This is a genomic window from Streptomyces sp. NPDC057877 (genome assembly GCF_042796855.1).
Lineage (GTDB): Bacteria > Actinomycetota > Actinomycetes > Streptomycetales > Streptomycetaceae > Streptomyces.
In genome coordinates this window covers 564,583-578,800 of record NZ_JBHVMS010000007.1, presented here as the reverse complement: position 1 = coordinate 578,800, position 14,218 = coordinate 564,583, and the positions used below count along the sequence as shown (strand labels likewise).

Annotated in this window: 11 protein-coding genes; 7 read left to right on the top strand and 4 right to left on the bottom strand. The window is 71.5% G+C overall.

What is annotated here, in order from left to right:
- Positions 1-396 precede the first annotated feature (396 nt).
- A complete protein-coding gene (locus ACFVQG_RS24145) occupies positions 397-846 on the top strand; it encodes a PTS glucose transporter subunit IIA (RefSeq protein ID WP_383387014.1) in 450 nt (149 codons plus the stop codon).
- Between the two features lie 77 nt (positions 847-923).
- Positions 924-2,594, top strand: coding sequence for a phosphoenolpyruvate--protein phosphotransferase (gene ptsP, locus ACFVQG_RS24140; RefSeq protein ID WP_383387011.1), 1,671 nt, complete (start codon positions 924-926; stop codon positions 2,592-2,594).
- 59 nt (positions 2,595-2,653) lie between these two features.
- Here ptsP and ACFVQG_RS24135 read toward each other — a convergent pair whose 3' ends face one another.
- A complete protein-coding gene (locus ACFVQG_RS24135) occupies positions 2,654-3,538 on the bottom strand; it encodes a hypothetical protein (protein WP_383387008.1) in 885 nt (294 codons plus the stop codon).
- A 134-nt stretch (positions 3,539-3,672) separates the two neighbouring features.
- Positions 3,673-5,640 carry an acetoacetate--CoA ligase gene (locus ACFVQG_RS24130; protein ID WP_383387005.1) on the bottom strand — a complete coding sequence of 656 codons (1,968 nt, stop codon included), beginning with the start codon at positions 5,638-5,640 and terminating at the stop codon, positions 3,673-3,675.
- Positions 5,641-5,852: 212 nt separating this feature from the next.
- On the opposite strand from ACFVQG_RS24130, the gene ACFVQG_RS24125 reads away from it, so the two are divergent.
- Positions 5,853-8,228, top strand: coding sequence for a TIM-barrel domain-containing protein (locus ACFVQG_RS24125; RefSeq protein WP_383387002.1), 2,376 nt, complete (start codon positions 5,853-5,855; stop codon positions 8,226-8,228).
- On the opposite strand, the gene ACFVQG_RS24120 is transcribed toward ACFVQG_RS24125, so the two are convergent.
- Together ACFVQG_RS24120 and ACFVQG_RS24115 are read right to left on the bottom strand one after the other, a co-directional pair.
- Entirely contained in the window at positions 8,222-8,755 is a 534-nt protein-coding gene (locus ACFVQG_RS24120) for an NUDIX domain-containing protein (protein ID WP_383386999.1), read from the bottom strand. The genes ACFVQG_RS24125 and ACFVQG_RS24120 overlap by 7 nt on opposite strands.
- Before the next feature lie 47 nt (positions 8,756-8,802).
- Positions 8,803-9,612 (bottom strand): M15 family metallopeptidase, encoded by an 810-nt coding sequence (locus ACFVQG_RS24115; RefSeq protein WP_383386996.1) that lies wholly within the window; start codon positions 9,610-9,612, stop codon positions 8,803-8,805.
- A 131-nt stretch (positions 9,613-9,743) separates the two neighbouring features.
- Between ACFVQG_RS24115 and ACFVQG_RS24110 the strand changes: the two genes are divergently transcribed.
- From ACFVQG_RS24110 to ACFVQG_RS24095, 4 genes are all read left to right on the top strand, one after another.
- On the top strand, positions 9,744-10,169 hold the full coding sequence (locus tag ACFVQG_RS24110) for a Zn-ribbon domain-containing OB-fold protein (protein ID WP_383387102.1): 426 nt from the start codon (positions 9,744-9,746) through the stop codon (positions 10,167-10,169).
- A complete protein-coding gene (locus tag ACFVQG_RS24105; RefSeq protein WP_383386993.1) occupies positions 10,166-11,356 on the top strand; it encodes a lipid-transfer protein in 1,191 nt (396 codons plus the stop codon). Before ACFVQG_RS24110 ends, ACFVQG_RS24105 begins: the two co-directional genes overlap by 4 nt.
- Before the next feature lie 128 nt (positions 11,357-11,484).
- A complete protein-coding gene (locus ACFVQG_RS24100; protein ID WP_383386990.1) occupies positions 11,485-13,140 on the top strand; it encodes an EAL domain-containing protein in 1,656 nt (551 codons plus the stop codon).
- A gap of 325 nt (positions 13,141-13,465) precedes the next feature.
- Positions 13,466-14,215 carry an MIP/aquaporin family protein gene (locus ACFVQG_RS24095; RefSeq protein ID WP_383386987.1) on the top strand — a complete coding sequence of 250 codons (750 nt, stop codon included), beginning with the start codon at positions 13,466-13,468 and terminating at the stop codon, positions 14,213-14,215.
- Positions 14,216-14,218 lie beyond the last annotated feature (3 nt).

Genomic DNA, 14,218 nt, shown 5'->3' with positions numbered 1-14,218 from the left:
TTGAGTTCTCAAGGAACGGCCGCTTCCTTTGTACTCACCCTCTCGGGCTTTCCTCCGGGCGCTTCCCTTCGGTCTTGCGTTTCCGACTCTATCAGTGTTTTTCCGTGTCCCTGACCGCCGTTCTGCGAGCACGCAGAAGGTAACCCCGAGATAGGATCTGACAAGTTGGATGCTGCCGGACCGAGGCGCTGGTTCGCGTCGCTCAGCCCCAGGCAGGTCTACGACTGTACATGGGGCGCTGGAGCGCGTGCAAATCGATTGCTAGAGTGGTCTAGACCTCTGAACCGGGATCGCCTGTGCGGAACGGGTACTTCATATGACATACCCTGCTCAACAGGCCGTCCGGGACAGGCAGTGACGGTCCAACAGACGCTCCACCCCCCTGGGAGGCTCCCCATGACCACCGTGACGTCCCCGCTCGCAGGACGCGCCATCGGACTGGCCGCGGTGCCTGATCCGGTCTTCTCCGGGGCCATGGTCGGCCCGGGCACCGCCATCGACCCCGTCCGTGAGCCCTCCGAGGCGGTGTCGCCCGTGGACGGTGTGATCGTCTCCCTGCACCCGCACGCTTTCGTCGTCGTCGACGCGGACGGTCATGGTGTGCTCACCCACCTCGGTATCGACACCGTGCAGCTGAACGGCGAGGGTTTCGAGCTGCTCGTACACAAGGGCGACACCGTGACGCGCGGCCAGGCCGTCGTGCGGTGGGACCCGGCTGCCGTCGAAGCGGCCGGTAAGTCCCCGGTGTGCCCGGTCGTCGCCCTGGAGGCCACGGCCGAAGCCCTCTCCGAACTGCGTGAGGATGGCGACGTCAAGGCTGGCGACAGTCTCTTCGTCTGGAAGTGACGCGGTGCCGTCGTCCGACGGCTGTCAGCACATCAACCGCGGCGGCGGGGTCCGCCGCACTATCGGAGACGGGTGAGATGGAGACAACGCTGCGAGGCGTCGGTGTGAGCCACGGTGTGGCGATCGGCGAGGTCCGGCACATGGGGACGGCGGTGCTCGAACCGCCGGCCAAGCAGATCCCGGCAGAGGACGCGGAGCGTGAGCAGGGGCGCGCCCGTAAGGCCGTGGAGGCTGTGGCCGCCGATCTGATGGCGCGCGGCAACCTGGCGGGCGGCGAAGCCCAGGCGGTGCTTGAGGCCCAGGCCATGATGGCGCAGGACCCCGAGCTGATGGCCGATGTCGACCGACGTATCACCGTCGGCAGCACGGCCGAGCGGGCGGTGTACGACGCCTTCGCCGCGTACCGGGCTCTGCTGGCCGGTGCCGGTGAGTACCTCGCCGGTCGGGTGGCCGACCTGGATGACGTGCGGAACCGTATCGTCGCCCGGTTGCTCGGGGTGCCGATGCCGGGTGTGCCGGACAGTGACGAGCCGTATGTGCTGATCGCGCGTGATCTGGCGCCCGCGGACACGGCGCTGCTGGATCCGGCTCTGGTGCTCGGTTTCGTCACCGAGGAGGGCGGGCCGACCAGCCACAGCGCGATTCTGGCGCGGGCGCTCGGCGTTCCGGCCGTGGTGGCGCTGCCGGGTGCCGGTGAACTGGCCGAGGGCACCGTGATCGCCGTGGACGGCAGCACCGGTGAGATCTTCGTGGGCCCGAGCGAGGAGCGGAAGGCCAAGCTCACGGCCGAGGCCGCGGAGCGCAAGGCGGCGCTTGCCGCCACGACCGGGCCCGGTGCCACGTCCGACGGTCACAAGGTGCCGCTGCTGGCCAACGTCGGCGGTCCGGCGGATGTACCCGCCGCTGTCGAGGCCGGGGCGGAGGGCGTCGGTCTCTTCCGTACCGAGTTCCTCTTCCTCGACGACAGCAAGCAGGCGCCTTCGGAGGAGAAGCAGGTCGCGGCCTATCGGCAGGTGCTCGAGGCCTTCCCCGAGGGGCGGGTCGTGGTGCGGGTCCTGGACGCGGGTGCGGACAAGCCGCTGGACTTCCTGACCCCCGCCGATGAGCCGAACCCGGCGCTCGGTGTGCGTGGGCTCCGGACCCTGCTCGATCACCCCGAGGTGCTGCGCACCCAGCTGACGGCGCTGGCGAAGGCCGCCGAGGGACTGCCGGTCTATCTCGAGGTCATGGCTCCGATGGTCGCGGACCGTACGGACGCGAAGGCGTTCGCCGACGCCTGCCGCGCGGCCGGGCTCCAGGCGAAGTTCGGCGCGATGGTGGAGATCCCGTCGGCCGCGCTGCGGGCGCGGTCGATCCTGCAGGAGGTCGAGTTCCTGTCGCTGGGGACGAACGACCTCGCGCAGTACACCTTCGCGGCCGACCGTCAGGTGGGCGCGGTGTCCCGGTTGCAGGACCCCTGGCAGCCCGCACTGCTCGACCTGGTCGCGATGGCCGCCGAGGCGGCGAAGGCCGAGGGCAAGAGCTGCGGTGTCTGCGGTGAGGCCGCGTCGGATCCGCTGCTGGCGTGTGTGCTGACCGGTCTGGGTGTCACCTCCCTGTCCATGGGTGCGGCGTCGCTTCCCTATGTCCGGGCGACGCTGGCGAAGTACACGCTGGCGCAGTGCGAGCGCGCGGCGGCCGCCGCGCGGGCGGCGGACAGCGCCGAGGACGCGCGCAACGCCGCGCAGGCGGTGCTGTCCGGGGAGTAGGCCCGCCGCGGCTTGTTGTGGAGGGGCGCTCCGCCTTCGGGTGGGGCGCCCCTCTCGTTTCAGTGCTGGTGGCGGGGCGCGTCTCCGAGGTCGGGTGGCGTGGTGTAGTCGACGTCGGGCTCGGGGCCGATGAGGTCGCCGGTGTCGATGTCGGTGCAGTAGGCGTCGAACACTTCGGCGGCGGTGAGGGGTGCCAGGTCGTCGGCGCGCAGCCGCCATCCGTAGACGCGGTCGGTGGTGCCGGGGGTGCTGGTGCGCATGACGAGTCCGCCCGGGCTGTGGGTGCCGAGGCCGACGGCCAGCACGGTGGTGAGTTCGAGGGCTTCGGCTTCGTCGAGCCGGGTGGTGCCTTGGGTGTCGGCATCCGCGTGGAGGGCGGCGAGCAGGGCTTCCGGTGTACCGGTGACGCTGCACACGAGGTGGCGGCTGCCGGGTGGGGCGGTGTCGAGGATGCGCGTGAGGAGGGCCGAGGCGCGGGCGAAGGCGGCGTGCCCGATGTCCTCGCCGCAGGACGCGCAGGTGCCGAGGCGGGCGAGGAGTGTGGCCGCGTACTCCCAGGTGACCTGTCGGACGGCCTCGTCGACGAGGGCGGGGACGAGGTCGGTGAGGGGCTGGCCCTCGTAGGCGACGGCGGGGCCCTTCGTGGCGAGTTCCGCGGTGAAGCGGGAGCGGCTGGACAGGGTGTCCGGGTCAAGGCCGGTTTCCGTGCAGTAGTCGGCGTAATCCTCGGGGTCGAAGAGGGCCACCGTGGTGTGGCTGCCTTGGTTCGCCCGGGTCCTGAGGATGGCTTCGACCTGTCGGAGGTAGCTGGTGTGGTCGTCGAAGGTGAAGCTGCGGTAGCGCCGCATGGCGCGGAAGTCGTGCTCGTCGGTGAGCAGGCCGATGGTGCCCGCGATTTCGCGCCGCAGTACGCGTCGCATGGTGCGCTGGTCGGTGTGCTCCATGGTGTCCCCCTGAGTGCAGTCGCTCCGTGCGGTCGATCAATGCTCACTCACCGTAACCGCTGCCACTGACAACGGGGTGCCGGGCGGGGACGGCGGCGGTTACGGGTGAGGGGGGAACCGCAGGTCAGCGGGGGTCAGGCGCGTTTGCGGGCGAGGTCCTCGTAGAAGTGCAGGAGGTCGAGGTTGTCGATGGAGCCGGGGTTGACCGCCTTGTCCAGGGGGGTGCCCTGGAGGAGGCGCTTGACCGGGACCTCGATGCGCTTGCCGGTGAGGGTGTGGGGGACGCCGGGGACCTCGATGATCTCGTCGGGGACATGGCGGGGTGAGAGCTGTTCGCGGATGGTCCGCTTGATCCGGGCCAGGAGGGCCTCGTCGAGGACCGCGCCCGGGACGAGTTGCACGAACAGGGGCATCCAGTAGCCGCCGTCGGGTTGTTCGATGCCGATGACCAGGGATTCCTTGATCTCGGGGAGGCGTTCCACGGCCTCGTAGATGTCGGCGGAGCCCATGCGGACGCCCTGGCGGTTGAGCGTGGAGTCGGAGCGGCCGTGGATGATCACGGAGCCGCGGGAGGTGACGGTGATCCAGTCGCCGTGGCGCCAGACGCCGGGGTAGGTGTCGAAGTAGCTGTCGTGGTAGCGGCTGCCGTCGGGGTCGTTCCAGAAATGGATCGGCATGGACGGCATGGGGTTGGTGACCACGAGTTCGCCGACCTCGTCGATGACGGGGTTGCCGCTCGGGTCCCACGACTGGAGGTCGGTGCCCAGTCCGGGGGCCTGGAGTTCGCCGGTGTGGACGGGGAGGGTGGGTACGGCTCCGGCGAAGCAGGAGCAGACGTCCGTGCCGCCGCTGACGGAGGCGATCCACAGGTTGTCGCGGACCTCGTCGTGCAGCCAGCGGAAACCGTCGGGAGGGAGCGGTGATCCGGTGGTGGCGACGCACTGCACGGCGGAGAGGTCGTAGTCGCGTGAGGGGTGTACGCCCGCCTTGCGGCAGGCCATGACGTAGGCGGCGGAGGTGCCGTACAGGGTGGCTCGGGTGCGTTCGGCGATGCGCCACTGGGCGCCGGTGTCCGGGTAGCCGGGGCTGCCGTCGTAGAGGACGATCGTGGTGCCGGTGAGCAGGCCGGAGACGAGGAAGTTCCACATCATCCAGCCCGTCGACGTGTACCAGAAGAAGCGGTCGTCGGGGCCGAGGTCGCAGTGCAGGCCGAGTTGCTTGAGGTGCTCGACGAGGATGCCGCCCTGGGACTGGACGATGGCCTTGGGGAGGCCGGTGGTGCCGGAGGAGTAGAGCACCCACAGGGGGTGGTCGAAGGGGACCTGTTCGAAGTCCGGCTCGGTGTCGGCGGCGGTCAGGGCCGACCATTCCAGGGCGCCTTCGGGGGCGGGGGTGCCGAGGAGGGGGATGTGGACGACGGCGCGCAGGGTCGGCAGTTCACGGCGTAGTTCCGTGACCGTGTCGCGGCGGTCGTGTTCCTTGCCGCCGTAGCGGTAGCCGTCGACGGTGAAGAGGACGACGGGTTCGACCTGCTGGAAGCGGTCGAGGACGCTGCGGGCGCCGAAATCGGGGGCGCAGGAGGTCCAGACGCCGCCGACCGCGGCGGTGGCGAGGAGGGCGACGACGGCCTGGGGGATGTTCGGGAGGTAGCCGCTCACGCGGTCGCCGGGGCGGACGCCCAGGGCACGGAGTTCGGCGGCGAGGGAGCCGACCTGGCGGCGCAGTTCGGACCAGGTCACCGGGCGCGGTTCATGGCTTTCGTCGACGCACAGGAGGGCTGGTTCGTCGGGGCGGGTCGCTGCCGCGCGCAGGGCGTGCTCGGCGTAGTTGAGGGTGGCGCCGGGGAACCACTGGGCGCCGGGCATCGCGCGGTCGCCCAGCACGCGCGCGTAGGGGGTCGAGAAGCGTACGTCGAACCACTCCGTAACGGCTTTCCAGAAGGTGTCCAGCTCGTCGACGGACCAGCGGTGCAGGGCCGCGTATCCGCCGTCGGCGGGGGCGCCGTGGTGCTCGGTGGCCCAGGTGTGGAACCTGGTGATCTGGGCCTGGGCGATGCGTTCCGGATCGGGCTGCCAGAGCGGCTGGGGGTTCTCGGTCGACATGGGGCGGCTCCCGGACTGTGCGCGTCGTGTGCGTCGCTCGCGCACGGGCTGGGGTGTGCGCGTGAGCGGCTGACACGGACGATGCCACGTGATCGACTTCCGCACCAGGGTGCACCGCACATAGTCCGTGTCGTGAAGATGTGGCCCCAGCACTGGTGAACGGCAGTTGAACGGAGCCCTGAAGGGGGCCGCTCAGTGGCAAGGTGATCAGTATGGACGGTCGTGACCTGGTGCGTTCGGTGAAGGCGGTCGGTTCGGCGGGGGCGGCTCGGGGGGTGGGCGCCGTGCGGGCCGCGTGGCGCAGGAGGCGTGCGGACGCTTCGGGGCTGCCGTCGCGGGGGGTCGAGCGCGCGCGGGTGCCCGGTCCGGTGCGGGAGGTGGTGCCCGGGCCCGGGGGCGGGACCGTCCGGTTCAGCCGTTCGGAGCTGCGGATCGTCGTCACCGTGAGCGGGGCGGTCTTCTGGGGGTGGGACGGGGCCGGTCCGGAGCCGTCGTACGCGCTCGCCGGGCCGTGCCCGGATCCGGATCCGCGCGCGGTTCTGGAGCCGGACACGGACGGCGGCTGGCGAGTGGTGGCCGAACGGGTGACGGTCGTGGTGTCGCGGCACGGCGCCGTCGAGGTGCTCACGCCGGGCGGGGTGCGGCTGCGCCGCGATCTGCCGCCCCGGTGGTGGGAGCCGGTCGGTGGCGGTGCGGCCCGCTGGATGCAGCGGTCGGAGGTCCCGGCGGACGCGCGGTTCTTCGGGCTGGGCGGGCGGGCCTCGGGGCCACGGCTGAGGGACGGCACGTACCGGCTGTGGAACACCGATCCGGGGCGGGCCTTCGGTCCCGGTGACGATCCGCTGTACGTCACGATGCCGGTGCAGTGGGTGGTGGCCGACGCGGGGACGCATCTGGTGTGCCACGACAGTTCCTGGGACGGCACGGTGACCGTGCGGGAGGGCGAGGAGGGCGCCGGGTCCGGGCACGACCGGGTCGGGTCGTGCGAGGTGCGGATGGACGGCGGTCCGCTGCGCTGCTGGGTGGTGGTGGGCTCCCCCGCGCGCGTGCTGCTGGCGTGGTCCACGCTGACGGGGGCGCCCGCGCTGCCGCCCGCGTGGGCGCTGGGGCACCATCACGCGCGGTGGGGCTTCGGCAGTGAGCAGGAGGTGCGGCGGGTCGTCGCGGGGTACCGGGAGCGGGATCTGCCGCTCGACGCGGTCCATCTGGACATCGACCACTACGACGCCCATCAGGTGTTCACCGTCGACCGTGACCGCTTTCCCAAACTGCCGCAGCTGGCTGAGGAGTTGCGGCGGGAGGGGATACGGCTGGTGTCGATCATCGACCCGGCGGTCAAGGCGGCGCCGGGCAACGCGGTGTACGACAGCGGTGTGGCGGAGGGCGCCTTCGTACGGGAGGCGTCGGGACAGCTCGCGCAGGGGGTCGTGTGGCCCGGAGAGGTGGTCTATCCGGACTTCACGCACGCGCGCGTGCGTGCCTGGTGGGGCAACCTGTACGAGGAGCGCCTCCGGCAGGGTTTCTCGGGTTTCTGGCATGACATGAACGAGCCCACGTCGTTCACGGCCTTCGGTGAGTCGACGCTGCCGCGGTCGGCGGCTCATTCCCTGGAGGGGCGCGGTGGTGATCATCGCGAGGCGCACAACGTCTACGGGCTGTGCATGGCGAGGGCCGGGTACGAGGGGGTGCGCCGACTGGTGCCGGATGAGCGGCCGTTCGTCTTCTCGCGGTCGGGGTGGGTCGGCATGCAGCGCTTCGGGGGCACGTGGTCCGGTGATGTGGCCACGGGCTGGCCGGGGCTGCGGGCGTCGCTCTCGCTGGTGCTGGGGCTGGGGTTGTGCGGGGTGCCGTACTCGGGGCCGGACGTGGGCGGTTTCGACGGCTGTCCGTCGCCGGAGCTGTTTCTGCGGTGGTTCCAGCTGGCCGCGTATCTGCCGCTGTTCCGCACGCACGCGAGTATGCGGGCGGGGCGCCGTGAGCCGTGGGAGTTCGGTGCCGAGGTGCTGGAGCACGCGCGCGTGGCGCTCGTCGAGCGGCGGCGGCTGGTGCCGTACTTCATGACGTTGGCGCATCTGGCGCGGCGTACCGGGGCGCCGTATGTGCGGCCCTTGTGGTGGAGTGCGCCGGAGGACCGAGGTCTGCGTGACTGTGAGGACGCCTTCTTGCTGGGCGACTGTCTGCTGGTGGCTCCGGTGCTGGAGCCCGGTGCTGAGCGACGGGTGGTGCGGCTGCCGCGTGGACGCTGGTACGACACGGTGACGGAGCGGGTGTACGAAGGGCCCGGGCAGGTGTCCGTCGACGCCCCGATGTCCCGGATACCGGTGCTCGCGCGCGCGGGGTCCGTGCTCCCGGTGCGTGGGGCGGACGGTGGGCTGGAGCTGGAGGTGTGGGCGCCCGCCCCGGGACGGACCGGGGGCGGGCTGGTGGTGCCGGACGCGGGCGACGGGTGGGACGAGCCGGAGCTCGAACGGTATGTCGCCCGCGGGGAAGGCCGACGGGTGATGGTCCGCCGGGAGGGCGATGCCGGGCTGGCTGAGCCGGGCCGTCCGGTACGGATACGGGGGCTCGGCGGACCCCGAGGTCAGTAGCGGCCCTCGAACCAGGCCCGTGCGGCCAGGGTGTGCAGCGGGAAGGCCAGCTCCTCCGGCCTGCGCAGCAGGTGCCAGCCCTCCGTCTCGTCCGTGGCGGCGGACTTGGGGAGTCCTTCGGCGGGGCGTTCCGGGAGGAGACCGAAGAGCAGCAGGTGCCCGTCGGGGGAACTCATCGCGTCGACGAGCCGTATGTCGCGGCTCGCGGCGTCGATGCCGGTCTCCTCCTTGAGTTCGCGGACGACGGCGTGCCGCCAGTCCTCGCGGTCGTCTATGTAGCCGCCGGGCAGTGCGGTGCCCCCGCGCGCGGGGGCGATGGTGCGGGTGATGACGACCAGTGCGGTGCCCTGGGTGTCGTAGACGGGCTGGAGCGCCACCGCGACCGGCAGCGGGTTGCGGTAGGCGACGGTGCCGCAGGCCGGGCAGGTGCGGGGCCAGCCGGAGACGCCCTCTCCGTAGGGCGATCCGCAGCTCGAACAGTGGGAGTTCGCTGCGGGGTTGGTGGCGGAGTGCTGAGTTTCGGACACGCGGCGGACTGTATCCGATCACGGGGAGGGCGTCTTCCGGGGGCGGCTCAGGTACTGGGGGTAAGCGATTTCGCGGAGACGGGGAAGTCGAAGTAGGTGTCCGGGTAGCGCTCGGGCCGGTAGGTGAAGTGCCACCATTCCTCGGCGAGGTTCACGAATCCGAGGTCTTCCAGGGTGGCCTTCAACAGCAGCCGGTTGGCGCGCTGTTGGCCCTGGACGCGAGGGTCGAGTGTGTGGGAGAGGGTGTCGAAGCAGTCGTATCCGGTGCCCATGTCGACGGAGTTGTCCGGGAAGCGCTCGTCCTGGGGTGCGTAGCAGGGCACGAGGGGTTCTCCGGGTACGTAGGGCCTGGTGGGCTTCGCTGGGAGCCGTACGAGGGTGAGGTCCACGGTGGAGCCGCGGCTGTGGCCGGATTTCTCCGCGATGTAGCCGTCCGTGAACAGCCGGGTCTTGTCGACGTCCGGGTAGAACTCGTCCTTCATCGCCTGGTCGTCGAGGTCCTCGGCCCAGCGGACGAAGTGGTCGACGGCGCGTTGTGGCCGGTAGCAGTCGTACACCTTGAGGCCGTAGCCCTGGCGGCGGAGTTGTCGCTGCGCCTGGTGGAGTGCCTCGGCGGCGGGGCGGGTGAGGATGCAGAAGGGCTGCTGGTATCCGTCGACGCGCTCTCCGACGAAGTTGTGCGGGGTGAAGTAGCGCATCTCCTCGATGATCGTCCGGTCCACGGTTCTCAGCGCCACGAAGTCGTCGGGTGCCTTGGGCTCGGGTTTCGCCTGGGCGGGGGCGGTGGTGGCGGTCGCGGCCAGCAGGGCGGCGAGCGTGGTGACCAGGCCTCGTAGCGCGGTGGTGAGTCGTGTCATGCACCCTGCATCTATCAGGTGCGCGGGGCAGGGGGGAAGACGCCCTGCCGCTGCGCGGCCTCCCGTGGCACACTTCTGACGTTCCGTCAGATACGGCTTGGGGAGAGGCGTTGGCAGATACACGGACCCCTGTGGTCGCCGGGTGGTTCGCCGGGGACGGGGAGGCGTTCCGGTTGCTCGGCACCCGTTGTTCGGCCTGTGCCTCGGTCTTCTTCCCGCGAGAGGACGTGCACTGCCGCAACCCGGGGTGTGCGGGCGGCGACCTGGTGGAGGTTCCGCTGGCGCGGCGCGGGCGTGTCTGGTCGTACACGGACAGCCGGTACCGGCCACCGTCACCGTATGTGAGCGATGCGGAACTTCCGTGGGTGCCGTGCGCGTTGATCGCAGTGGAGCTGGCAGCCGAGCGGATGGTGGTGCTGGGACAGGCGGCTCCCGGGATCACCGTCGCGGATCTGGCGGTGGGCATGGAGGTGGAGGTCGTCCCCGGTGTGCTGCACGAGGACGCGGAGACGACCTGGACGACTTGGCACTGGCGGCCGACGGGGGTGGCGCGATGACGGGTGAGGTGGCGGTGCTCGGCGTGGGCATGCACCCCTGGGGCAAGTGGGGCCGCGGCTTCGTCGAGTACGGCGCGGTGGCGGCCCGCGCGGCGCTCGCCGACGCCGGTCTCGACTGGCGGCAGGTCGGCTCGGTCGTGGGCGCGGACACCGTGCGCGGCGGCTATCCGGGGTATGTGGCGGGGGCCGCGTTCGCGAAGGCCCTGGGCTGGCAGGGGGCCCGGGTCACCAGTGTGTACGCGGCCTGCGCGTCGGGGACGCAGGCGGTGCACACCGCGCGGGCGCAGATCCTCGCGGGGCTGGCGGACGTGGTGCTGGTGGTGGGCGCCGACGCCGCGCCCAAGGGGTTCTTCCGCCCGGCGGGCGGGGACCGGCCGGACGATCCGGACTGGCTGCGCTTCCGTGTCCTCGGGGCGACCAATCCCACGTACTTCGGACTGTACGCGCGCAGACGGATGGCCGTGTACGGCGACACCGTGGCGGACTTCGCGGAGGTGAAGGTGAAGAACGCGGCGCTGGGCGCGCTCAACCCGTACGCGCGGTACCGGCGTCGGGTGACCGCCGAGGAGGTCGCCGCCTCCGCGGTGGTCGCGGATCCGCTGCGGCTGCTGGACATCTGCGCGACCTCGGACGGCGGGGCGGCGCTGGTGCTGGCCGGGATGGACTTCGCGCGGCGGCACGGGCGAGCGCGGCCGGTGCGGATCCGGGCGGTGTCCACGGTGACGCCGCGTTATCCCAACACCGTGCTGGACCTGCCGGACATCGCGACGGACTCCGCGGTGGCGGTGGAGCCGTCCGCGCGGACGTTCCGCGCCTCGGTCGCCGAGGCGGCCTGCGAGGAGGCGGGCGTCGGGCCCGGGGATCTGTCCCTGGCGGAGGTATACGACCTGTCCACCGCACTGGAGTTGCAGTGGTACGAGGATCTGGGGCTGTGCGCCGAGGGCGAGGGCGCGAAGCTGCTCCGGGAAGGGGCGACCGCACTGAGTGGGCGAATACCGGTCAACACCAGTGGTGGGCTGGCCTCCTTCGGGGAGGCGGTGCCGGCGCAGGCGATCGCCCAGGTCTGCGAGCTGACCTGGCAGTTGAGGGGCGAGGCGGGCGACCGGCAGGTCCCGGGCGCGCGCGTGGGCATCTCGGCGAACCAGGGGCTGTTCGGGCACGGCTCGGCGGTGGTCGCGGTGCGGTGATGCTCCGGCCTCACCGCCGTAGGCCGCCCGGGGCGAGCTGTTTGTACGCAGTGTGATCGGCCCGGAATCCTGCGTGAACGTCTCATGAACTGGGCTTGGGCGTCCTCAGGCGGCGCCATCATGCTCCCGTGCGCTCGTGGTCGGACACGCTCCGCTTCGCCTTCCAACCGGTGGTCAATCTGACCACCGGGGGGATCACGGCGCTGGAGATCCTCGCCCGCCCGGAGACCGGCGACATCCTGGCCGAGGCCCGTCGGGACCCGGAACTCGACGGGCGGCTGGCAGTGCTGGCGGTCCGCGCGGCGGTGCGCAAGGAGACCCTGCTGCCGCTGCACGTCAACGTGTTCGCGGGTACCCTCGCCGACCTCGGCGGGCTGGGCCTGCTGCACGACGCCGTACGGGCGGCGGGGCGGCTGCCCTGGGAGGTGACGGTGGACATCTGCCCGCCGTACACCCATGTGCCGCAGCGGGCCTTTCTGGACGCGGTGGCGGGGCTGCGCGGGCAGGGGTTCCGGATCAGCGCGGACGGCGTCGGGGACGGCGATCTGCCGCTGCGGCTGCTCACGGACATCGCCCCGGACCTGGTGAAACTCGACGCGTCACTGCTGGCCCGGCCCGCGGCGGCGCGGGCGATGCGGACCCTGGCGGACGAGCTGGGGGCGTTGGTCGTGGCCGAGGGCGTGGAGACCGAGACGCAGTGCGCGGCGGCCGTGTCGGCCGGGGCGCAACTGGCTCAGGGCGAGCTGTTCGCGCCTCCGGCGCGGCTGCCCGTCGCGGAGGTGTACGTGCCGCCGCGTGCCACCGGTGGCGGGGCGGCGGCGCCAGGGCCCGGCCCGTCGGTGCGGCAGTTCCTGCGGCCCGCCGCGCTGCTGCCCGTCACCGCGTCGGCGGGGCAGGTGCGGGCGCTGCTGACCGGGTCGCCGGAGGTCTCCGGGGTGCTGCTCGTGGACCGCGCGGGAGTCCCGGTGCGGTCGGTGCACCGGTCGCGCTTCCTGCTGTCGATGTCGGGTCGCTACGGCCACGCGTTGTACGCCGACCGTCCCGCCGTCAAGCTGGGCGATCCGCCCCGGACGGTGGGCATCGGCGCGACCGCGTGGGAGGTGCTGGACGTGGTGGCGGACGGTGAGCGGGACCGGGCGTCGGACGATGTGGCCGTGGTGGACGGGTACGGGCGGTGCCTGGGCGTCGTACGGCTCGCGGATCTGTTGCGGGCGCTGGCCGAATCGCGGGTGGAGGAGGCGGCCGGGCTGAATCCGCTGACGCGGCTGCCCGGGTCGGACGCGATCACCGGGGAGGTCGACCGGCGGATCACGGAGGGCCGGGCGTTCGCGCTGAGCTGGCTCGACGTGGACCACTTCAAGCAGGTCAACGACGGGGCCGGGTTCGCCGCGGGTGACGAGCTGATCCGGTCCGTGGGCCGGGCGCTGCAGTCGGCGGCGTCGGGGAACACGCGTGTCGGGCACATCGGCGGGGACGACTTCCTGGTGCTGGCGGATCCGGAGTGGCTGGATCCGCTGGCCGCGTATGTGCTGGACACGCCGTGGCGGGCGGGTGGGCGGACGGTGACGTTGTCCCTGGCCACGGTGGTGTGTCCGCCGGGCAGTGTGACGGACCACCGGGAGGCGGCCGCCTGTCTGGCGCCGCTGAAGAAGGCCGCCAAGTCGCTCAGCGGGGCCAGCTGGGTGCTGGGCCGGGCCGGTCTTCCCGGGCATGTGATCCGCCGGGGCGCGGAACAGGCGCCGAGCGGGGCGGGGTGCGCGGTGGCCGAACCGGGACTGGGCTGAGGGACTGCCGCCCGGGCGATCCGCGCAACGGTTGCCGTCGGCGACCTTGACGACCCCTGACCGCCGGTGAACACTTCCCGGTGTCGGCCGACATCGCCGTACATTCCTGGCGGATTCCGGCACTCCGCCGCATGGGCTCTTGAACCGCGTTCACTCCCCCACGAGGCGATTCGGCCACGGCGACACGCTCGTCGCGGATGCCCGGGCTGGGCGGGACCCGCCCTGGCCTCGGTCGATTCGTCACGCGAGCAATGGGAACAACGGGAAACCACCCCCGCACTTCAGGACCGGGGTCGATCACCCGGGTCCGGCGCTAGGAGCCGCCATGAGCAACGCAGACATCGTCGTCGGCGAGATCATCGGTACCGCCATCCTGATCCTCTTCGGCGCCGGAGTCTGCGCCGCAGTCACTCTCAGATACTCCAAGGCCAGAGCCTCCGGCTGGATCGTGATCGCGTTCGGCTGGGGGTTCGGCGTGATGGCGGGCGCCTACACCGCCGCTCCGCTGTCCGGCGGGCAGCTCAACCCGGCCGTTACCCTCGGCATCGCCGTGGACACCGGCGAGTGGGACAAGGTCGGGCTGTATCTGCTGGGGCAGATGATCGGCGCGATGCTGGGCGCCGTACTCGCCTATCTCGTGTACTTCGCGCAGTTCCAGGCCAACATCCGCGAAACGGGGACGACGGAGGGCACCGCCGAGGAACCGACCCCGACGCTCGGCATCTTCTCCACCATTCCGGAGATCCGCAGTCCGGTCGCCAACCTGATGACGGAGATCATCGCGACGATCGCGCTCGTTCTGCCCATCCTCGCCTTCGGGCTGACCACGGGACTCGGCGAGTCCGGCGTCCTCGTGCTGATCGTCGCCCTGCTGGTCGTCGGCATCGGGCTCTCCCTCGGCGGGCCGACCGGCTATGCGATCAACCCGGCGCGCGACCTCGGCCCACGCATCGTGCACACGTTCCTGCCGATCCCGAACAAGGGCACTTCCGACTGGGGCTACGCCTGGGTCCCCGTCGTCGGGCCGCTGATCGGCGGAGGACTGGCCGGGCTCATCTACAACGCAGCCTTCTGAGAC